Annotated in this window: 17 protein-coding genes; 11 read left to right on the top strand and 6 right to left on the bottom strand. The window is 33.6% G+C overall.

The window, feature by feature from the left end; genetic code table 11:
* Window positions 1–65: 65 nt before the first annotated feature.
* A complete protein-coding gene (gene ftsY / locus DMZ43_RS00255) occupies window positions 66–1,019 on the top strand; it encodes a signal recognition particle-docking protein FtsY (protein WP_131505735.1) in 954 nt (317 codons plus the stop codon).
* 11 nt (window positions 1,020–1,030) lie between these two features.
* On the opposite strand, the gene DMZ43_RS00250 is transcribed toward ftsY, so the two are convergent.
* Complete coding sequence (locus DMZ43_RS00250) at window positions 1,031–3,214, bottom strand: T9SS type B sorting domain-containing protein (protein ID WP_131505734.1); 2,184 nt, start codon at window positions 3,212–3,214, stop codon at window positions 1,031–1,033.
* 140 nt (window positions 3,215–3,354) lie between these two features.
* Between DMZ43_RS00250 and DMZ43_RS00245 the strand changes: the two genes are divergently transcribed.
* On the top strand, window positions 3,355–5,010 hold the full coding sequence (locus tag DMZ43_RS00245; RefSeq protein WP_131505733.1) for an amidase family protein: 1,656 nt from the start codon (window positions 3,355–3,357) through the stop codon (window positions 5,008–5,010).
* Here the strand turns inward: DMZ43_RS00245 and DMZ43_RS00240 are convergent.
* A complete protein-coding gene (locus tag DMZ43_RS00240; protein ID WP_131505732.1) occupies window positions 5,007–6,095 on the bottom strand; it encodes a serine hydrolase in 1,089 nt (362 codons plus the stop codon). The two genes, DMZ43_RS00245 and DMZ43_RS00240, sit on opposite strands and share 4 nt — an antisense overlap.
* A gap of 116 nt (window positions 6,096–6,211) precedes the next feature.
* On the opposite strand from DMZ43_RS00240, the gene rimO reads away from it, so the two are divergent.
* Window positions 6,212–7,516, top strand: a complete 1,305-nt coding sequence (rimO, locus tag DMZ43_RS00235) for a 30S ribosomal protein S12 methylthiotransferase RimO (protein ID WP_131505731.1) — start codon at window positions 6,212–6,214, stop codon at window positions 7,514–7,516.
* Between the two features lie 75 nt (window positions 7,517–7,591).
* Here the strand turns inward: rimO and DMZ43_RS00230 are convergent, their stop codons facing one another.
* The 3 genes from DMZ43_RS00230 to DMZ43_RS00220 all read right to left on the bottom strand — a co-directional run bounded on the left by DMZ43_RS00230 (window position 7,592) and on the right by DMZ43_RS00220 (window position 11,177).
* On the bottom strand, window positions 7,592–7,930 hold the full coding sequence (locus DMZ43_RS00230) for a hypothetical protein (RefSeq protein WP_129759004.1): 339 nt from the start codon (window positions 7,928–7,930) through the stop codon (window positions 7,592–7,594).
* A gap of 152 nt (window positions 7,931–8,082) precedes the next feature.
* A complete protein-coding gene (locus DMZ43_RS00225) occupies window positions 8,083–9,021 on the bottom strand; it encodes a cadherin repeat domain-containing protein (protein WP_131505730.1) in 939 nt (312 codons plus the stop codon).
* 227 nt (window positions 9,022–9,248) lie between these two features.
* The gene (locus DMZ43_RS00220; RefSeq protein ID WP_131505729.1) at window positions 9,249–11,177 is read right to left on the bottom strand and encodes a tetratricopeptide repeat protein; all 1,929 of its coding nucleotides are present in this window, start codon (window positions 11,175–11,177) and stop codon (window positions 9,249–9,251) included.
* Between the two features lie 230 nt (window positions 11,178–11,407).
* On the opposite strand from DMZ43_RS00220, the gene DMZ43_RS00215 reads away from it, so the two are divergent.
* The 8 genes from DMZ43_RS00215 to DMZ43_RS00180 all read left to right on the top strand — a co-directional run bounded on the left by DMZ43_RS00215 (window position 11,408) and on the right by DMZ43_RS00180 (window position 20,763).
* Window positions 11,408–11,905, top strand: a complete 498-nt coding sequence (locus tag DMZ43_RS00215) for a T9SS type A sorting domain-containing protein (protein WP_131505728.1) — start codon at window positions 11,408–11,410, stop codon at window positions 11,903–11,905.
* Between the two features lie 4 nt (window positions 11,906–11,909).
* Window positions 11,910–12,557 carry an outer membrane beta-barrel protein gene (locus DMZ43_RS00210; RefSeq protein ID WP_131505727.1) on the top strand — a complete coding sequence of 216 codons (648 nt, stop codon included), beginning with the start codon at window positions 11,910–11,912 and terminating at the stop codon, window positions 12,555–12,557.
* 17 nt (window positions 12,558–12,574) lie between these two features.
* Window positions 12,575–14,698 carry a hypothetical protein gene (locus tag DMZ43_RS00205; protein WP_131505726.1) on the top strand — a complete coding sequence of 708 codons (2,124 nt, stop codon included), beginning with the start codon at window positions 12,575–12,577 and terminating at the stop codon, window positions 14,696–14,698.
* Window positions 14,699–14,776: 78 nt separating this feature from the next.
* Entirely contained in the window at window positions 14,777–16,378 is a 1,602-nt protein-coding gene (gene bshC / locus DMZ43_RS00200; protein WP_131505725.1) for a bacillithiol biosynthesis cysteine-adding enzyme BshC, read from the top strand.
* 57 nt (window positions 16,379–16,435) lie between these two features.
* Window positions 16,436–17,971, top strand: a complete 1,536-nt coding sequence (guaA, locus tag DMZ43_RS00195) for a glutamine-hydrolyzing GMP synthase (RefSeq protein ID WP_131505724.1) — start codon at window positions 16,436–16,438, stop codon at window positions 17,969–17,971.
* A 60-nt stretch (window positions 17,972–18,031) separates the two neighbouring features.
* A complete protein-coding gene (locus DMZ43_RS00190) occupies window positions 18,032–19,942 on the top strand; it encodes a LysM peptidoglycan-binding domain-containing protein (protein ID WP_131505723.1) in 1,911 nt (636 codons plus the stop codon).
* Window positions 19,943–19,983: 41 nt separating this feature from the next.
* Window positions 19,984–20,532, top strand: coding sequence for a DUF922 domain-containing protein (locus DMZ43_RS00185; RefSeq protein ID WP_131505722.1), 549 nt, complete (start codon window positions 19,984–19,986; stop codon window positions 20,530–20,532).
* Between the two features lie 3 nt (window positions 20,533–20,535).
* Window positions 20,536–20,763, top strand: a complete 228-nt coding sequence (locus DMZ43_RS00180; protein ID WP_129759937.1) for a DUF3820 family protein — start codon at window positions 20,536–20,538, stop codon at window positions 20,761–20,763.
* A 3-nt stretch (window positions 20,764–20,766) separates the two neighbouring features.
* Here the strand turns inward: DMZ43_RS00180 and DMZ43_RS00175 are convergent, their stop codons facing one another.
* Window positions 20,767–21,312 (bottom strand): YfiT family bacillithiol transferase, encoded by a 546-nt coding sequence (locus DMZ43_RS00175; protein WP_131505721.1) that lies wholly within the window; start codon window positions 21,310–21,312, stop codon window positions 20,767–20,769.
* Window positions 21,313–21,320: the final 8 nt, after the last annotated feature.

Below are 21,320 nucleotides of genomic sequence, written 5' to 3'. Positions count from 1 at the left end.
TTATGACAGAATAGCAGTATTTATTTTAGGCTAGATTTTTGCATAGACATTACAAATTTTAGGTCATGAGTTTTTTTAAAAAAATATTTTCTTCTGAAAAAAAAGAAACCTTAAACAAAGGTCTCGAAAAATCCAATACTAGTTTTTTTGGTAAGCTAAGTAAAGCTGTTGCCGGAAAATCTAAAGTTGATGATGAAGTTTTAGATAATCTAGAAGAGGTTTTAGTATCAAGTGATGTTGGTGTTAATACCACACTTAAGGTTATTGAACGTATTGAAGCTCGTGTAGCTAAAGATAAATACTTAGGTACTGATGAGTTAAATAAAATTCTTCGCGAGGAAATTGCTAGTTTGCTAAGTGAAACCAACTCAGGTGAAGAAACTGATTTTGTAATACCAAGCGATAAAAAACCTTATGTATTAATGGTCGTAGGTGTTAATGGTGTTGGTAAAACAACAACCATTGGTAAGTTAGCCTATCAGTTTAAAAAGCAAGGATTAAAAGTAGTACTTGGTGCTGCTGACACCTTTAGAGCTGCTGCAATTGATCAACTTCAGGTTTGGGCAGATCGTGTAGATGTGCCTATGGTAAGACAAGACATGGGAAGTGATCCAGCTTCTGTAGCTTTTGACGCATTACAGTCTGGTGTTAACCAAAATGCTGATGTTATCATTATTGATACTGCAGGACGTTTGCACAATAAAGTCAATTTAATGAATGAGCTGACTAAAGTAAAACGTGTAATGCAAAAAGTAGTTGGTGATGCACCACACGATGTGCTTTTGGTTTTAGATGGTTCTACAGGTCAAAATGCATTTGAACAAGCTAAGCAATTTACAGCTGCAACCGAAGTAACATCATTGGCAGTAACCAAGTTAGATGGTACAGCTAAAGGTGGTGTGGTAATTGGTATTTCAGACCAATTTCAAATCCCAGTAAAATATATTGGAGTAGGAGAAGGTATTGAAGACTTACAAGTATTTAATAAATATGAGTTTGTAGATTCGTTCTTTAAATAATTATAGACTTTTTATCTTTTTAAAGTAAAATGTCCTTTGTATGTTTTACCATTCTCTCTTGTAACGACAAACCAATAGTCATTAGTTGGCATTAATTTGCCATTGTATGTACCATCCCAACGAGACGTCGCGTTTAGGTGTTTTAAAAATTTTCCGTATCTGTCAAAAATTTTTATGGTCATTGATGGTTCTATGTAATAATTATTTATGTACCAATAATCATTTATGCCATCATTATTTGGTGTAAAAAACTTTGGATAGTTTATTATATATGCTTCTTCCGTAGTGAGTCCACAACCATACTTATCCCTTACATAAACAATATATTCACCTGGAGTTAAGTTTGTAAACACATTATTGTCTTGGAAATTGATATTGTCTAAAGAGTACTCATAATCACCAATGCTGGTGTCAGATAGAATAACAGTTATTGTGTTGTTATTACTTGTCCAATCTTGTATTTCAATAGAGGTTATAATTGCAGCGTTAGATGGCAATACTTCAAATTCTTTTGTAGAATTACAGATGTATGAGCCATAGTCTTTTTCTACTGTTACCCAATAACTGCCAATGTCGTCATAGGTTAAAGAAATAGATTGAGTTGTTTCTCCATTAGACCATAAATAGCTGTTAAACCCTTCTCCAGCATTTATAGTGATATATGCTTCGTTTTCACAAATGCTTAAGATGTCTTCAATTGGTATAATGGGTGTTTCTCCAAATTCTAAGGAGATCTCAGCAATTTGATAGCAATTGTCAGAAGAATCTACTCTTACGTAAATTATATGTTGATCTAAAGTATATTCATAAATATCAGGATTTGCTATGTATCCATCTTCATCAAAGTTTTCGGCATCGGAATACGTAAGAAAGTAGCTAAAAATACAATCGTTACAATTAGTAATTTCAGACTCATGTAGTGTCAAGTCTATTTCTTCAATATTGTCATTATTTGTGTCGCATACAATATCAGTAACATTATTAAGCATTAATGTTGGAAATACAATTTCTATTGTAACAGAAAAGCGTTCATCACTCTCGCATCCAGTATATGATAATTTACTGGCATAGTATGTTGAGCCATTTATTAGCAAAGTTGTTCCAGGTAAAGGATTTCCTCCTGATGCTTCGCTGTACCATATTGCAGAATCACTCACTTCAATATCATTAATAGTTGCATTTTGAGTTATGCAAAAAACTTGTTCTGTTTCACCATTAAGAGCCTCAGGTGTCTCTATAATTTCTATATAAAATTCATCAGATACAATTCGGCAATTTTCTGTATTAATATTGGAGCCATTAGCAGCTGTTAATCTATACAAAAAAATGCCAGGTGTGCTTGTGTCTGTATATGTATAGTTAGTATAAGTTTCTCCACTAATATCCGTCCAATTAATACCAAAGTCATTAGAGAACTGCCATTGATATTGTGGATTATCGTAACCAGAAGAAACATTAGCTTCTAAGTTATAACTTACAATTTCATCCTGACATACACTTAATGAGTTACTTAAGCTTCCGTCAATAGAGGTAATGATATCAGGCCCACAAGGTCTAAAGCTTATGTCGTCCAATGCAATATCATTACCAGGATGTGCGCTTGGAGCTGAGTTTAATATTGTAATAACAACTTCGGTATCTGCTTCTAATGTAAAGAAAAATCCATATTGAATCCATACGCCTGAAGAAGATTGAGCGATATCTCCTGTGTTGTAAGTTCCTAAAACATTACCAGAAGTATCACTAATTCTAAAGGTAACATCTGGATGGTATTGATCTGTGCCAATAGATGGATTCATAATATTCATTAACCAAGCAGAGAATTCATAAGTAGTATCAGCGCAAAGTCCGCTAACTGTTTTAGTGTAAAAAACACCTTCGCTAGCCAAAACAGCACTATTAATAATCATCATATAACCATTTGTGTTACCTGTATGATCTGTAGTCACATGCCATGCATTACCCTTTAATCCACTTGTTGTATTGTGTATAGTATACTCTCCTTCGTCGAGCTCTCCAGAAGCAACATAAGTAAACGCAGTAACCGAATTTCCTAAGGCATCTCCTCGTCCTTGACCAGAACCAAAATCAATTGAAACAACAGGATCTCCAAGGTTGCCTTCACATAATTGAGCATTGATAAGCTGATTTACAGAGAGAACAATTAAAATTGAAAATAAATAGTTTTTAAACAAAATATAATAGTAATTAACAGATTAAATTATGTGATATAACTTTTAGATGATAGTTAGAATAAAAACTTGTGCAATCATTTATTTTTTTAAGATAATTTAAGATTAAAGTGTTTTTGTATTTTTATTAAAAAATAGAAGTCATGAGATTAATACTTTCCCTTATTGCGCTTTGTATGATTTTATCGTGTAAAGAGTCAAAGTCTAATGTTGAAACAGATAAAAAGCCATCAACTGATATTAGTGACATTTCCACAAAAGAGTTTAGAGAATTTAAGGTCTTAGATTCAAAATACATTAATACTACTGAACTTTGGGAGGTTTTTAATTCAGAGTTAGAAGATTTTACTGAAGCGACTTACAATAGTCTAAAACCTTTTGTTCTTGAACAGGACATTCCAACATTGCATAAAAATGTGCAAGAAGGAAAGTTAACTTATGAGCTTTTAACTAAGTTTTATTTATATCGTATTAGAGCATTTGATAGAGAAAACGAATTATCTCTCAATTCAGTAATAGCATTAAATCCTAATGTAATTGCTGAGGCTAAAGCTAAAGACGAGCAACTGAAAAATATGGACATTACAGAGCAATTTAATTTCACAGTTTATGGTATGCCAATTCTTTTAAAAGACAATATTAATTCATCTGGAATGCCTACTACAGCAGGAGCAGTTGCACTTCAAAACAATACTACTGAAGATGCCTTTATTGTTTCGCAATTAAAGCGTGATGGTGCACTTATTTTAGGGAAAGCTAACCTTAGTGAATGGGCTTATTTTTTCTGTGGTGATTGCCCAAGTGGTTATAGTGCTATTGGAGGACAAACCTTAAACCCTTATGGACGAAAAATTATTGACACTGGAGGTTCAAGCTCAGGAAGTGGAGTAGCTGTAGCAGCTAATTTTTGTGTAGCTGCAGTTGGTAGTGAAACTTCAGGGTCAATTTTATCACCTTCAAGTCAAAATTCTATTGTAGGCTTAAAACCGACTATTGGTTTATTGAGTCGTAGTGGTATTGTTCCAATTTCTTCAACGTTGGATACTCCAGGACCAATGACTAAAAATGTTATAGATAATGCCATTTTACTTGCTGCTATGTATGGTTTTGATGAAGCAGATGATAAGTCGCTTAATCTAAAATGGCCTAAAGCGTATTATGTTGATGGTGATTTTAGTAAAGATGATTTAAAAGGAAAACGTTTTGGTGCATTTAAACGACTAATGGAAGATTCTCTTTATGTCAATGCACTTTCAGTTTTAAAAGCTCAAGGGGCTGAAATAATTGAAATTGAAGAAGAAGAGGTTGAGCTGCCTGATTTTATTCGCTTATTGAATTTAGATATGAAAGCCGATTTGCCAACATATTTATCAACGTCTGCCAATGCAAATGTTGGTGTTTCATCAGTGCAAAATGTTATCGAGTTTAACAAGAAAGACTCTATAAACACAATGCCTTATGGACAAAAATTATTTGAAGGTATTGTAGCTGACTCTGCTACTGATAGTGAATTTGAAAGTATAAAAGCAACGCTAAAAACTAATGGAAAACTGTACTTTGATGTGTCAAAAAAAGCGCATGATCTCGACGGATTTTTATCAATAAACAACTATCATGCAGGTTTTGCTGCTGTTGCTGAATATCCTGCTTTAACAGTACCAATGGGTTATACAATAGATGGTGTTCCTAAAGGGTTGACCTTTATAAGTACACCACTCTCAGAAAAAAACTTATTGAATTGGGCTTATGTTTATGAAGTGGCTTCAAAAAAGAGAGTTGCTCCAAAAAACTATAACTAGTTAGTTACAGCATTGATTTTTTCCCAAAGGTCATTATCAAAACTGGAGAGTGCAAAATTTGCTTCATCAGCTTCATTTCCCATACGTATAATCACCAGTTTTTTACTTGGTACAACATATACTTTTTGGTCGTTTAAACCTAAGCCTGCAACCATGTCGCTTGGAGCATTAGGAACCAGTTCTCCTGAAAACTCTAGCTGACTTTGTGGTAAGTGATATGAAGTTTTTCCGTTAAGCCACCAAAGGTAACCATAGGCTTTGTTAATGTCTTGTGAAGTATTTGTCGACTCGGTAATGTAATTCTCTGATACTATTTGTTGGTCTTCCCATTTACCATTTGCGTAAATCATTAACCCAAACCTTGCCATACTTCTAGTGTCACTCCAGTAAACGCTAAGACTGTTCAAATTAGTCCAAAAACCATTCATCCCAATTCTGTTTTTCAACTTATCGTTAAAATAATCATTCCATGTTTGTCCACTCGCTTCAGCAACCACATCTTGCATTTTTACATATACATTATGGTAAGCCCAACGTGTACCAGCATCAGCAATGTATTGTAGGTTTTCAGGAGAAACATCATCGCCTGTTGTATCGTCTAAACCACTACTCATTGATAGTAAATGTTTACAAGTAATTAGGTTTTCTTTTTCAAGAGAAGCACTCGTCCAACCTGTACCTAAATAATCAGACACTTTTGCATTAATATTTAGTAAACCGTCATCTTGTGCAATTCCTGAAACCGTTGCAGTTAAGGTTTTTCCTGCACTTGCCCAATACCAATTGGTAGTGCTAGAATGCTCGTTCATATAAGCTTCGAGAGCAATTTTTCCGTTGTGTAGTATTATAAAACTCTTGGTGTTTTTTTCTTCTAAAAAATCAAGAAGTGGTTGTATTTCATTTTCATTCCATTCCAATTCCGAAGGACTAACCGTTTCCCAAGGGTTATCAGTACTTGTAATTAATGGCGGAAAATAAATTTCATCAACAGGAGTTTGGTCTTCAGGACTGTCATCGGTTGCATCATCAGAGGATGAACAATTATAAAAACCTATTAAAACAAAGAGGCAAAAAAGGTATTTCATAATAAAAGCTTTGTATTTAAGACCATTAAATATACTAAAGGTTTAAATTAGATTGTATCTTTGCGGACTAAAAAAGAAGTAAAGTATAAAAGATTCCCGCTTTCGCGGAAATACATATGAGAACGAAATCGCTTAAAAAGAACAGAATTAATGTAGTAACACTTGGTTGCAGTAAAAACGTGTACGATAGCGAAGTGTTAATGGGACAGCTAAAAGCTAGTGGTAAAGATGTGGTGCATGAGCAAGAAGGTAACGTAGTTGTTATCAATACCTGCGGATTTATCAACAATGCAAAGGAAGAAAGCGTGAATACCATTTTGGAATTTATGCAAAAAAAGGAAGCTGGCGAAGTTGACAAAGTATTTGTTACAGGCTGTTTGAGCGAACGTTATAAACCAGACTTACAAAAGGAAATTCCTAATGTTGACCAATATTTTGGTACTACTGAATTACCTCATTTATTAAAAGCACTTGGTGCCGATTATAAGCATGAATTAATAGGTGAGCGTTTAACGACTACACCAAAAAACTATGCCTATTTAAAAATTGCTGAAGGTTGCGACAGACCTTGTAGTTTTTGTGCAATTCCATTAATGCGTGGAAAACACAAAAGCACACCTATTGAGGATTTAGTTACCGAAGCTGAAAAACTTGCAGCCAATGGAGTTAAAGAATTGATACTTATTGCTCAAGATTTAACTTACTACGGACTGGATTTATACAAAAAACGTAATCTTGCCGAATTACTTGAACACCTTGTAAAAGTTGATGGTATTGAGTGGATACGTTTACACTATGCATTTCCTACTGGTTTCCCAATGGATGTGTTGGAGGTTATGAATAGAGAACCAAAAATTTGTAACTATCTAGATATTCCATTACAACATATTTCTGATGCTATTTTAAAAAGTATGCGTCGTGGTACTACCAAAGAAAAAACCACAAAGCTGCTTAAAGAATTTAGAAAAGCAGTACCAGGAATGACTATTAGAACCACTCTTATTGTTGGATATCCTGGAGAAACCGAAGACGATTTTGAAACTCTAAGAGATTGGGTTAAGGAGATGCGTTTTGAGCGTTTAGGTTGTTTTACTTACTCGCATGAAGAAAACACTCATGCCTACAACCTAGAAGATGATGTGCCTGAAGATGTGAAAATTGACAGAGCAAATCAGATTATGGAGATACAATCGCAAATTTCTTGGGAACTGAACCAAGAAAAGATAGGACAGGAGTTTAAAGTGGTTATCGATAGAAAAGAAGGTAATTACTTTGTAGGTAGAACAGAGTTTGACTCACCAGATGTAGACAACGAAGTACTTATTGATGCCAGCACAACCTATTTAAAAACAGGCGAGTTTGCAACCGTAAAAATTATTGAAGCTGAAGATTTTGACCTTTATGCTGAGGTTGTGGGTTAAGGAGTAGTAGTCTTTTTATTCATTATCATAATGCTCTATAGTATTCAAGAGTTGTTTTTTTATTAAAAGATTATCTTATTTTCGTCGAATAGTATAGGAGTTAAATCCTTTTGTAGCATTCATTTGTTGATACCAAAAAAGAATAGGAATTACAACACTTACAGTTCCAATAATTCCAAATAAACTCCATAATACTATGGTAGATGCAATACCAATTCCAACTCCAATAAGAATTAAGACATTATTAGGTTCTGCTTGTATGTCATTTACATGTTTCTTTTCAATATTTCCGCAATTTTGACAATTCACATTAAACTCATCTCCTTTTTCCATTTGTAAATCTGGTCTAGTTGGAGCGTTAGACTTTATTTTAATATCCTTTTTACAAGATTGACAACGAGTAACTAATTTCATGTTTAATTTTTATGTTTAATGGGTTGATTAATATTTGGTTAGTTTTTAATAACAAAAGTTATTCAACTAATTTCGACTATTTTTCTAACAAACCCAATAAAAAAGGGAAAACAAAACCGCTTTCCCTTTGTGTTGTAAATGAAGTGTTTAAACTAGTCCCATTGTTTTAAGGTAGTGCTTAAACCTTGGTATAAAAATACAGCACCAACATTACCACTGGTTAAAAAGTCGGTGTCACCATCGCTTCCCCAGCCATAAGGTGAACCAGATATATTTTTATAACCAATACTATTATTGACATATATCGCCAAATAACCAACACTAGTGGTTGGTGTTGCATTGCCTTTAAGAACAAAATGGTTGTATTCAGCATTGTGTTCTGGTAGAGCTTCACCTAATGCCTCATAAGCACCTAGTTCAGTGCCTGTAGACAATTTTACTTTAGTTCCAGAAACATTGTTAGCCCAAGAGTAATGCTTAAAGGCATACACATAGCTAGATGCTGGTATATTGCTTCCGTTTAAATTTGCAATTAGAGCTTGCCCTGGGTTTGCGTTTATATTGGCAGAACTTAAAAGGTCGCTATCAGTAGCACCACTTTTGGTGACTTCAGCCATATAGTTTGCCAAATCATTGTATTCGCTTTCAGTCACCATAACCCATGTTCCGTCTGCGGCATTTTCATAAGCGTTTCTGGAGCTATTCAAGAACGCCCAAATATCATCTACATTAATAATGGATACGATAACATTTTTTTCTTCAGTGTCTGTTCCGTTAGTAATGGAAACAGTAAGCGTGATTTCAGTTGTAGTTTCGTAATCAAATTCTTGCCATGCCAATACACGTATTTCTCCACTATTGGAGTCAATTCCCATAGCTTGTGAAACAGACTGTGAGGCAATGCTAAAGCTAAGGTCGCCTATTAAGTTAGAGGTTATGGTCGTAACTAAATCGCCACTTGTAGGATATTCGTTTATGGAAACCTCAATAGTATTGTTTGTTGGTGCCTCTCCAGAAGTGTCGTCCTCATTGGAACAAGACACTAAAATGAAAGCCAATAAAAGAGTTGAAAGTTTAATTTTTGTGTTCATAATACTTTTGTTTTGTGGTTTGTATTGAGTTTTGCAGCGACTTGCAACTGGTTGAGTCTGCAGCCTTCACCAGAGCAAGACACCACAAAACTGGTTTGTCATATTAATGACATAACAAACATAATGTCAAGTTGCTATGAGCTAAAATTTTGAGTGTGGACAATTAGCGGACAAATCACTTTTGCCTAAAGGACAAAAGGTGGACAAGGTATGTGTAAATTATTGGTTTATAGCTCTATAATCAATTCTTGGAGCGATTCTTCGGTGGATAGACTTAACTTCTTGCGTAGACGATAGCGTGCTTTTTTGACACCTTCGGATGAAATATTTAAGATGTTTGCAATCTCTTTTGAAGATAGATTCATTTTAAGTAGAGACATCAATCTAAGGTCGTTAGAAGTCACTTCAGGAAAGGTGCGTTTTACCTTAGAGTTGAAATCTTTATGCACATCTTCAAAATAGGTTCTAAACTGTTCCCAATTGTTATCATTGTTAATATCAAGGTTGATGGCATTTATGACTTTTTGGAAGCTTCTAGAATTGTCTGTACCAGATTTAAGTTCCTTCAATTGCGATTTTAAATCGAGCAATACTTCGTTTTTATGAGCTAAATGTAACGCGTGTGTAGTGAGTTCTTTTTCTTTAAACTGAAGCGAAGCATCCAGTTTTTCGCGTTCTACTTTGTTGCGTTTCATTTTTTGTCGTAACCCATAAAACAAAGCGCTTGCAAGCAATACAATTGAAAATATGATGATACCCAAAAGTATTTGACGGTTTTTTGCAATAGCTTCTTTTTGTTTGAGTACTTCTATTTCGGCAGCTTTTAGTGCAATTTCTTTTTCTTTTTTCTCAGTTTCATAAATGGTTTTTAGTTCTGCAATATCTCTAGCATTGTTAACTTTTGAAAGACTATCTTTAATAATTGAATAGCGCTTTAAATTGTTATGAGCGTTTTGGTAATCTTTTTCCTCAAGATTAAGTATGGACAAGTAGTAATAAAATTCTTGCGATTCTCTTGGAGCATTTATGGTGTCAGCAATTAGTAATCCTTCGTTAAAGTAGGTCTTGGCTGCGTTGTAGTTTTTTGTTTTTGTGGCGGTTTTTCCAAGTACCAATAAAGCGGTGTAAATACTGTTAATGTTTTTACTGGAACGGTATTTTATTAGTGCTTCATTTAACAGAAAATCTGCTGTTTTATAGTTTTTTGTTTCGTAGTTTATTTCGCCTAAAAGGAATTCAGAACTTGAAATGACATTTTCAAAATTTTTATCTATAGCAAGGTTTAGTGCTTCTGTGGCATAAGTTTTAGCCGATTCGTATTGTTTTAAACTAATGTATGCATTGGCTATCCTATTAAGCGTTAAACCTTGGAAATTATAATCGTTTTCTTTTTTATACACGTCTAGCGCAATTTTGTAATTTTTAATCGCTTCGAAGTAATTTTCTCTGTGATATTCAATTTCACCAATAGATTTGTATGTGTCAGCTTTGTACAACGTTTTGCCTTCAATGTCCTCAAACAGTTTTTGAGATTTAATAATATTGGTATATGCTAAGGTGTAATTACCTTTATTTCTGTAAATACTACTTAAATTGCCAAGAGCAAGAGCTTCGCTAAAAGTGTCTTTAATACTTTTGCTTAAAACAATGGATTGGTTTATAGCAGCAATAGATTTATCGTAGTCGCCTTCGAGACGATATACATCTGAAAGTCCAATGTAACAAGAAGCTAGCCATTTTTTATCATCGGTAAGTTTCCAGAGTTTAAGAGCATTATTAAAATAATACTCAGAAGAATCTAAATATGACATACTCTTTTTTAATGATCCTAGTTGGTATAGTGAACCAGCAATACTAAGAGTGTCAGTTGTTGTTTTTGATAGTTTTAAGCTTTTGTGAGCATAATACTCAGTTTTATTTAAATCATAATATTTGTAAGCTTCAACTAAATTTTGAAGCGTTTTAACTTTATCAATAGTAGTTTTTTGTGAGCTAAAGTCTTTTAAAAGACTATCAATTTTTTGTTGATTTTGCGAAAATGACAATAGAGAAATTCCTATAGCAAAATACAGAACGACTAATTTGTCCACCATACTGCGGACACCTTTTGCAATTTTAAAGACAGGGACATTTTTAGTGTAATATTTAGACTCCATGTTTTGTGGTGGTTAGATTAGGTAAGATACTAACATTTATTTTTAACTTGTAAGAAACTGTTAATCAGTGTTTTGAAAAATTATTTATTAGTTGTTTATTTATGTTATAAATATCTTCAAATTATTAAACATCTGTTTTTTAAGGTGGTGGACAAAGGGTGGACACGACGTTTTTTCCTTTTTTAACCGCATTCTGCACTATACTTTAGTTGAAACAAAACTAGGTAGCCATGTCAAAACAAAACTGGATAATTACATTTTTTCTGCTCACTTTTTTTTCAGGATTTGGACAGATTTTAAAAAAGGAAACATTGGCATCACAAGGATCATCACATTTTGTGTATGCTAATAACAAAAGTTATTTTTTACAAGAAAGCATTGGGCAAGCCAGTGTAATAAGAACATTTAATACTAATAATTATAGCTTAAGACAGGGGTTTTTACAACCCATTTCGGCAACTGTTATTTCTGACCATTTAGATGCCAACCTACTAGGATATTTTTATCCCAATCCTTTTGAGGATAGAGTTTATGTAAGATTTGATGAACCAGTATATGATGTCATTTCAGTGACTATGCATGACATTTTAGGACGATTGGTGTACAGCAAAAGCTTTAACCCTATTCAAACATTAACCATCAATTTTGGTGATTTGAGTTCAGGAGGTTATTTGCTGCACATTCAAATGCGAACAGAAGTACTTATTGCAAAACTGATAAGAAAATAAGGTCATGAAATACATAATAATCATACTGTGTTTTGTGATGTCATGGCAGTGCAAAAGTCAGCAATTGTTTACCGAATTTGGTAAAGCTATGTCTGCTTTTGATTACAAAAATTCTTTAGGAGAACCTTTAGATAATTTACTGTCTAAACCTAATTTTTATATGAAAATGGGTTATAGAGATGTGTTGAATAGTGATGAAACATTACATATAACACTTGGAGCAACTTATAATGGTTATGGTGCAATAGGAAGCGATCGAACTTTGGATAATTTTTTTGAATGGGATGTAACCTATTTGGGTTTTGAAGCAGGATTGGATTATAGGTTGTTTAGGATGAGAGAATTTTCTTTTTATCTAAAAGGATTGGCTTCAGTTGAGTTTATGATCCAAGGTACACAAACCGTAAATAACCAAGTGTTTAATCTGGTTGGTGAAGAAGAATTTAATAACACCATCTTCTTTTTAAGAGGAGGTGTAATGATGACCTATCCTATTGCAAAAAACACATTGATCACTGCAAATTACACCTTAGGAAAAACAGCATTGCTTGATAAAGACAACTCCACCGATAATGAAGAATTAAAATTTATGTCACATCAATTTGGTTTTGGTATTATCATCAATTTACCAAGTTGTAATTGTCCATATTAAAATAAAACCCAACAGTTATGAAAAAAATTACACTTCTTTTAATATCATGCTTTTTAGCTTGTATTGTTACAGCACAAACCGACGGAATCAGTTATCAAGCAGTTATAATAGACAATAATCCGCAGGAAATTCCTGGTGTAGATATTCCTTCAAATAACTTGCCTAATGTGCCATTGAGAGTTCAGTTTTCAATAATTGATAACACTAATGCTATTGAATATAAAGAATCTCATGATACCACAACAGATCCTTATGGCATGATAAATTTAATGGTTGGTCAAGGAGCTTCAAGTATTGGTGAGTTCAATGAAATCTATTGGAATAATTCCAAATACCTTAAAGTAGATATCGATTTGTTTGATGGAAATGGTTTTGTGGAGTTCAGTTATCAAGAGCTTACCTATATTCCTTATGTAAAGCATAGAGAAATTATTGCGACTTCAACCTTAGATGTTGATGGAGCAACAAACCTAAACAATAGTTTTACGGTTAATAATGAAAGTCCTTCACACCTTACAGGAAGTTTAATAGTTGATGGAGAAACAAACTTAAACAACAATCTCAATGTAAATAATCAAGCAACAACAACACTTTCAGGCGATTTGTATGTTGAAGGGACAGCACATTTTACCGATGGTGTTTTTGATAATATAACGGTTAATGAACATTCAGCTTTAAACACGTTAACTGCTGATGGAGAAACCAATATCAATAATGCATTTAAAGTTAATAATGAAAGTCCAACTGAACTTACAGGAAGCCTTGACGTAGCAGGTGTTTCTCATTTACAAGATGTGGTGCGAATTGACGCAACTACAATACAAACCGATGAAAACCAATATGGATCTTACCCATTACAAGTTCAAGGAAGTGAACAAGGAATTGCCATAAAACTCAATGCTAATAATCCTGATAGAACTAAAAACTATTTGTCGTTTTGGGCAGGAAATAATCAGGTTAGAGGACGAATAGAAGGTAACAACTACTTAGAAACTGTGGCTTTTGATTTTTTAATTGATATTATAGATCCACCAGGAGTAACCGATTTAATTGACTTATTTATCGATTTTACTCCAGAACCTGAATTTGGTTTTGACCCAGAAGAGTTAATTGAAGATGTATTTGAAAATGAGTATTACCAAAATGATTTTTCATTTACAGCCTATCATTATACAATGGACTTTGTAGTGTCTATTCAGCGTTTAGGAGTTAATCTGGTAGCTGCTACAGGGTTTTGCGCTACAGGTGATTGTGATGATGCTATTTGGTCATTTATTGATATGGCTGTTGATGGTATGCAATTGGCTGAATGGTACTTGTATAATGCGATAAACATTGGAGTTGCTTTTGAATCTGGAAGTGCCGATTATGCGGAATGGCTTAAGAAATATGATGAAAACGAAGTTTTTGCTTTTGGAGATGTAGTAGGTGTAAAAGGCGGATTAATCTCAAAGTCGTTTGTTACTGCTGAAAACTACATGATTGTTTCTCAAAATCCTTTAATAAGTGGAGCAATGCCAAAAGAAGACGAAACCCATTTGTATGAGCGTATTGCGTTTATGGGTCAAGTTCCCGTAAAGGTTATAGGAAAAGCAAATAAAGGTGATTATATTCTACCTTCTGGTCATGGAGACGGTTTAGCAATTGCTGTGCGTCCTAACGATATGAAAATAAATGACTACAAAAGAATTATAGGAGTGTCTTGGGGAGAATCTTCAGGAGAAAAACTGTTTACCTATGTAAATACAGCTGTAGGAATTAATACAAACGATATGGCTGGAGTGGTTTCGCAAATGCAAGGATTAATGAATAATATGCAATTAAGTTTAGCAAAATTAGATACCAATTATAAACCTTATTTCTTTGAGGTTGAAGACGATTTTGAAGACGGACTTACTGAAGTAACTTTAGTAGATATCAACAATACTTATATGGTCGAAGGTAAAAACCAAAGAGAAAGACTGGAGAAGTTGTCGCAAAAAACATTCAATCAGTTTAAAAATAGTGACTTTGATTTTTCAAGATTTCCGTTTTTAATGGAAACCATACAAAATCCTACTAAGGAAAATGGCGAAAAACTAGTAGCATACTATTCAAAAGTCATTGAACGATTAGAAGCGATTAAGCCGAATAAGGAATGATGGAGAAACTCTTAACTTAATTTTTAGATTCTAAAAAATGGAATAACTGTATATTTACACTTCAATTGAAATGTATTTATGCCAACTGACTGTATTCCGTTTAGAGATACCCATTATTTTTCAGGTCTAATTTGTGACTATTTAGAGGAACAAGAGCCTTTAAAACCGTTTTATAACCGATTTCCGAAGCTAGAAAATTTCAAAGCGCAAATCGATGAAAAGCGGTTGTCGGTTTCATCTCAATCGAGAACTTTTTTAGTGAAAGCTCTGCAATCTCAGTATGAAAATGTTTCAACATCACAGTTAACAAAACAGAACATTCAGTTACTTGAGCACGATAATACATTTACAATTACTACAGGTCATCAGCTTAATTTGTTTACAGGACCACTTTATTTTTTCTATAAAATCATTTCAACTATCAATTTGTGCAAGGAGTTGAAACAACAATTTCCTGAGCAGCATTTTGTACCTATATATTGGATGGCGAGTGAAGACCATGATTTTGAAGAAATAAACTATTTCAATTTTAAAGGAAAAAAGGTACAGTGGAACAGAACTGCATCAGGAGCTGTAGGCGAATTGGATTTAGACGATTTAGGCCATGTTTTTGAAGCATTTGCAAGTCAGTTGAACACGTCGTCCAATGCTGAAACCTTAAAGCAATTATTCAAAGAAGCCTATTTAGAGCATCAAGATTTAACTCAAGCGATGCGTTATTTGGTGAATGCTTTGTTTAAGGAGTATGGACTTGTAATTGTTGATGGAAATGATGCAGCGCTAAAGCGATTGTTTATTCCTTATATAGAAACAGAACTCACGCAACAAACCTCTTTTACTAAAGTAACTTTGGCTAATGAGCAGTTGAATGCTTTGGATGGCAATTATAAAATTCAAGTTAATCCAAGAGAGATTAATCTATTTTACATTAAACAAGGTTTAAGAGAGCGAATTGTGGAGCAAGAAGGCGTTTTTAGAGTTCACAATTCTAACATTACATGGAACCAAACCGAAATATTACAAGAGCTTAACGAGTTCCCTGAGCGTTTTTCGCCAAACGTTATTATGCGACCGTTATATCAAGAAGTTATTTTGCCTAATCTTTGTTACATTGGTGGAGGCGGAGAGTTAGCGTATTGGTTACAGCTCAAATTAAATTTTGAAGCGCAAAACGTGGTGTTTCCAATGTTGTTGTTGCGAAATTCAGTATTGATAACTACCGAAAAGAAAAAAGAAAAACTTAAAAAGCTTGATGTTACTATCAACGATTTGTTTTTAAATCAAGACGATTTAATGACAAAAGTGACCAAAGCTATTTCGAAAGTGGATATCGATTTTTCTTCACAAAAAACACATTTACAGCAACAGTTTGAAGCCTTGTATGCTCTAGCTGAAGCAACTGACAAATCGTTTAAAGGTGCAGTTGCAGCACAAGAGCGTAAACAAATAAAAGGTCTTGAGAATTTAGAAAAGCGATTGCTTAAAGCCCAAAAGCGAAAACTAAACGACCACTTAGAGCGTGTAAAGGAAATTCAAAATGAATTATTTCCTAATCATAGTTTACAAGAGCGTAACATGAACTTTTCTGAATTTTACTTAGAATACGGAAACACATTTATTTCAAAACTAATAAGCGAATTGCAACCATTAAAAGGTGAGTTTTTGATCCTTGAATTTTAGTTGAAAAAAAACTTGGTTTCCTAAAACGAAATTCTAAAAACCTTGTTACTTTTGCACATGCAACACAACAAAGTACTTATTTTAGATTTCGGTTCGCAATACACACAACTTATTGCGCGTCGCGTTAGAGAGTTGAATATCTACTGTGAAATTCATCCATTCAACAAAATTCCAACTGATTTAGACAGTTTTAAATCTGTAATTCTTTCAGGAAGTCCAAACTCTGTGAGAGGAGAAGATGTTCTACATCCTGACCTTTCAGAAATTAGAGGAAAAAAGCCACTTCTAGCAGTATGCTATGGTGCGCAATATTTGGCTCATTTTTCTGGAGGAGAAGTAGCACCTTCTAACACTAGGGAATATGGAAGAGCAAATTTAAGTTTCGTTAAAGACAATGAAGCCTTCTTTTTTGGAATATCAAAAGGAAGTCAGGTTTGGATGAGTCATAGCGACACTATAAAGCAATTACCAACTAATGGTGTTTTATTAGCTAGTACTCACGATGTAGAAAATGCGGCTTATAAAATTGAAGGAGAACAAACCTACGCTATCCAATTTCACCCTGAAGTATATCACAGTACAGATGGGAAACAGTTATTAGAAAACTTCTTAGTAACTATAGCTAATGTTGAACAAGATTGGACACCTCAATCGTTTGTTGAAGAAACGGTTGATGCGCTTAAAGCGCAGTTAGGTAATGATAAAGTTGTGCTAGGGCTTTCAGGAGGAGTAGACTCTTCGGTAGCTGCAATTTTATTACACAAAGCCATAGGTAAAAACCTGTATTGCATTTTTGTAAACAACGGATTACTACGTAAAAACGAGTTTGAAAGTGTACTAAAGCAATACGAAGGCATGGGACTTAATGTAAAAGGCGTTGATGCTTCGGCACGCTTTTTGGATGCTTTGGAAGATGTAAGCGATCCTGAGCTTAAACGTAAAGCTATTGGTCACGTGTTCATTGAAGTTTTTGATGATGAAGCACATCTTATTGAAGATGTAAAATGGTTAGCGCAAGGGACTATTTATCCTGATGTTATAGAAAGTGTTTCTGCAACAGGAGGTCCAAGTGCAACAATTAAAAGTCATCATAATGTTGGAGGATTACCAGATTTTATGAAGCTAAAAATAGTAGAGCCATTAAAAGCTTTATTTAAGGATGAGGTTCGTCGTGTAGGCGCTTCAATGGGAATGGATAAAGACATTTTAGGTCGTCACCCTTTTCCAGGTCCAGGATTAGCAATTCGTATTTTAGGAAGTCTAAACAGAGAAAATGTTCGTATATTACAAGAGGTAGACGCTATTTTTATAGATAATCTTAAAGCTTGGGGTTTATACGATAAGGTATGGCAAGCAGGTGCAATCTTATTACCTGTAAACAGTGTAGGTGTTATGGGAGATGAGCGTACATACGAAAAATGTGTTGCGCTAAGAGCTGTAGAAAGTACTGATGGTATGACTGCTGACTGGGTAAATTTACCTTATGAGTTTTTACAAAAAACTTCTAATGAAATAATAAACAAAGTAAAAGGCGTTAATAGAGTAGTATACGATATTAGTTCAAAACCGCCTGCAACTATTGAATGGGAATAACAACGTCCTGCTAAGCAGGAATTCTTAATCTTTTTGGATTAGGATTTTAAAGTAAATTATATGAAGAAACTTGTTTTAATAGCCATCATTTTTTTTGCAACATGTATAACAGCATTTGCACAAGATTTTAAAACACACAAAGTAAAACAAGGAGAAACTATTGAAGACATTGCCAAACAATATTTGGTAACACCTTTTGATATTTATGCTTTAAATCCTGATGCTAAAAAAGGCCTAAAGGTTAATACGGTTTTAATAATTCCTACTTCAAAAGTAAAAGAAGAAGATCTCACTACCGAAACTAAAGAAATTATTGGTTTTAGAACTCATAAGACCAAGCGAAAAGAAACGCTTTACAGTATTTCTAAGGAATACGATATTGAAATTGATGAGATTAAAAAGCACAATACCTTTTTATATGCCAATAATTTAAGAAAAGGCGATAAGCTAAAAATTCCTAGATATAAAACTGTAGTATCTAAAGTTACTATTGATAATAGTATCAAAAAGTATAAGGTTTTACCAAAGGAAGGAAAATGGCGTGTTGCTTATAAGTTTGGAATAACTGTACCACAGTTAGAAGCTCTAAACCCTAATATGAATGAGGTTTTACAACCTGGAGACGAGCTTAATGTTCCTAATATTTCTAATAATGAAGAAAAAGTAATTGAGGAAAATTACAATTACTATACGGTTTTAAAGAGCGAAGGTTATATGGCTTTAAACCGAAAGTTAGGATTAACACAAGAGCAGTTAGAAACTCTAAATCCTGAGCTTAAAGAAAGCGGTTTAAAACTAGGAATGGTGTTAAAAGTACCATCAGATGTTGATACTACAATTTCAACTAATGATGTAGCAAATACCAATTTGACTAGTCATCTTAAAAACTTCAATACTAAGCGTATTGCTTTAATGATGCCTTACCGATTGAATCGAATAGATATTGACTCAATTGCTGATGTGAAAAGAGCGATTAGAACAGACAGTCGTTTGTCTATCTCATTAGATTTTCATGCAGGAATGCTGTATGCTTTAGATTCGGCTAAACGATTAGGAATTTCTACGTATTTAAAAGTGTTTGATACTAGAGATCATGCTAGTGAGGTTACTAAGATTTTAAATTCAAATGACTTTTCAGATTATGATGCTGTAATTGGTCCATTAATGCCAGATAATTTTGATCGTGTAGCTTCAGATTTAAAACGCGATAATATTCCTGTGATTTCGCCATTTACAACACCAAAGAACTTATATGATAACGTGTATCAAACTGTACCATCTTCTGATTTGCTACAAAAAGCAATGATTAATTTTGTGAAGTTAGACACATTACCAAAACACATTGTTATCATTTCTGATGCTAAAAATAAAGCGGTTAGTAGCATGATAAGATCTGAACTCGCTGCATCAAAACAAATCTTTTCAAGAAAGGATAAAGACGGAAAAGACTCAAATTATATTTTAATTTCTGATTTGGATGGTGTTTTTAAACCAGGAAGAAATATAGTTTTTCTAGAAACCTCAAACGAAGCTTTTGCATCTAATGTTATAAGTATGCTTAATGGTATTCATAACGATGAGCAACAAATAGTACTTATGACTACTAATAAAAATAATGCTTTTGAAGGTGAAAATATTTCAAACTACCATTTGTCTAACTTAAAGTTTCATTATCCTTCAGCTAACAAAACATTTAGCTCTTCAACTACAAATGGATTTGTGAATGCTTATAAGAGAGACCATAATGGTGTTGAACCTAACAAATATGCTGTAAGAGGTTTTGATTTAACTCTAGATGTGCTAATGCGATTAGCGTCTGAAGAAGACTTATTTGACGCTTCAGGAAGCGAGATAGAAACAGAGTATGTTGAGAATAAATTCCGTTATTCTAAAAAACTTTTTGGAGGTTACTTTAATGAAGCGGTTTATATTGTTAAGTACGACGATTTAACAATTGTAGAGGCTAAGTAAATACTTTATACTATTTAGAGTGTAACTAGCGTTTTAAAAACATGTTACAGCTTAAATCCATATTCTTATTTTTAAGTATTGTGTTATTATCTACTTCAAACGAGGTTACAATCTCTTGGAGAAATAACTACAAACTAAGTTGGGAACACTTTAAAGGTCAACCTCAAAAAAATACTGATGCTGTTGCTGTAACTGCGTCAGGAATTACATTTTCTTATAGTTTAAAACATAGAAATTCTGAAGTAATTGATTTTACAGCCAATGTTGAAGCGCATTTTTATCCTGAAAAATCCTGGTACATAAAAGAGCGAGCCAATCAATATATTTTGGCTCATGAGCAATTGCATTTTGATATAACTGAGTTGCATGTTAGAAAATTAAGACATCAAATAAGTCAAGTTAAGATTAATAATTTTCTAAAGAAAACACTGGATAGATTGCACCAAAACAGCAATGAAGAATTAGCTAAAATGCAAAAACTTTACGATACTGAAAGTCATAATTCCATAAATACCGAAGCTCAAACTAAATGGCAAAAGTTTGTTGCTAAAGAACTTGAAAAATACGAAGCTTATAAATCTGCAGATTAAGTGATACAACCCGATAAAGATTTTCTTATAAAATTAGCACATTACAAAATGCCTTACGGTAAATATGAAGGAAGAGACCTTATTGATTTGCCTGAGTATTATGTGGTTTGGTATCATAACAAAGGGTTTCCAAAAGGGAAACTAGGAGAGATGCTTCAAACCGTTTATGAGTTAAAAATAAATGGATTGGAAGACCTAATTAGGAATATTAAAAAGCAATATCCTAAGTAGTTTTTAAAACTCACCTTTATGCGCTAAAGCTTGCTTAATATGCGCTGTATGATGGTTGCTATGCCATGCGTAAATACCAATTGTTTCTTCTAATGAAAATCGTTTTCCATGTTCAGGATGAATAAACTCGCGCTTCAATTCTTCATTGTTTAATGACTTAAGTAGCTTAGTGAGTTTGCTATGTATTCCTTTTAAGAGTGTTATACTGTTAGAAAGGTCATCATCAGTTGAATCCGGTAATTCAGCCCAACGGTTTTCGAGGTAAGGTTTTATGGTTGGAGCGTCTTCGGTTAGAGCAAGCTTAAAACGAATAATACTATTTAAATGGCTGTCGCCACAATGATGAACCACTTGTTTTATAGTCCAACCATCTGGTCTGTAAACCCAATTAAGTTCTTCTTTAGTTAGGTTTTTAGTTAGTGCTTCAAGAGTGCTTGGTAGTTGTTCAATATCATTAATCCAAGATGTGATATGATCTTGGGTAATCAGTTCGGGCTTTTTAAAAGTCCCAATAGGATATTTTAGTTTTTGAAGTGCTTCAGTAGTCATAAGATTAA

It is taken from the genome of Meridianimaribacter sp. CL38, from assembly GCF_004328055.1.
GTDB classification, from domain to species: domain Bacteria; phylum Bacteroidota; class Bacteroidia; order Flavobacteriales; family Flavobacteriaceae; genus Gaetbulibacter_B; species Gaetbulibacter_B jejuensis.
This window is presented reverse-complemented; position numbering and strand designations above follow the sequence as displayed.

What these genes read in the sequence shown, in the direction of transcription:
- DMZ43_RS00240 (WP_131505732.1), bottom strand. Translation starts at nt 6,095, where the DNA reads ATGAAATACCTTTTTTGCCTCTTTGTTTTAATAGGTTTTTATAATTGT.
- DMZ43_RS00245 (WP_131505733.1), top strand. Translation starts at nt 3,355, where the DNA reads ATGAGATTAATACTTTCCCTTATTGCGCTTTGTATGATTTTATCGTGT.
- DMZ43_RS00230 (WP_129759004.1), bottom strand. Translation starts at nt 7,930, where the DNA reads ATGAAATTAGTTACTCGTTGTCAATCTTGTAAAAAGGATATTAAAATA.
- DMZ43_RS00175 (WP_131505721.1), bottom strand. Translation starts at nt 21,312, where the DNA reads ATGACTACTGAAGCACTTCAAAAACTAAAATATCCTATTGGGACTTTT.
- DMZ43_RS00190 (WP_131505723.1), top strand. Translation starts at nt 18,032, where the DNA reads ATGAAGAAACTTGTTTTAATAGCCATCATTTTTTTTGCAACATGTATA.
- DMZ43_RS00225 (WP_131505730.1), bottom strand. Translation starts at nt 9,021, where the DNA reads ATGAACACAAAAATTAAACTTTCAACTCTTTTATTGGCTTTCATTTTA.
- DMZ43_RS00210 (WP_131505727.1), top strand. Translation starts at nt 11,910, where the DNA reads ATGAAATACATAATAATCATACTGTGTTTTGTGATGTCATGGCAGTGC.
- DMZ43_RS00205 (WP_131505726.1), top strand. Translation starts at nt 12,575, where the DNA reads ATGAAAAAAATTACACTTCTTTTAATATCATGCTTTTTAGCTTGTATT.
- bshC (WP_131505725.1), top strand. Translation starts at nt 14,777, where the DNA reads ATGCCAACTGACTGTATTCCGTTTAGAGATACCCATTATTTTTCAGGT.
- DMZ43_RS00220 (WP_131505729.1), bottom strand. Translation starts at nt 11,177, where the DNA reads ATGGAGTCTAAATATTACACTAAAAATGTCCCTGTCTTTAAAATTGCA.
- rimO (WP_131505731.1), top strand. Translation starts at nt 6,212, where the DNA reads ATGAGAACGAAATCGCTTAAAAAGAACAGAATTAATGTAGTAACACTT.
- ftsY (WP_131505735.1), top strand. Translation starts at nt 66, where the DNA reads ATGAGTTTTTTTAAAAAAATATTTTCTTCTGAAAAAAAAGAAACCTTA.
- guaA (WP_131505724.1), top strand. Translation starts at nt 16,436, where the DNA reads ATGCAACACAACAAAGTACTTATTTTAGATTTCGGTTCGCAATACACA.
- DMZ43_RS00185 (WP_131505722.1), top strand. Translation starts at nt 19,984, where the DNA reads ATGTTACAGCTTAAATCCATATTCTTATTTTTAAGTATTGTGTTATTA.
- DMZ43_RS00215 (WP_131505728.1), top strand. Translation starts at nt 11,408, where the DNA reads ATGTCAAAACAAAACTGGATAATTACATTTTTTCTGCTCACTTTTTTT.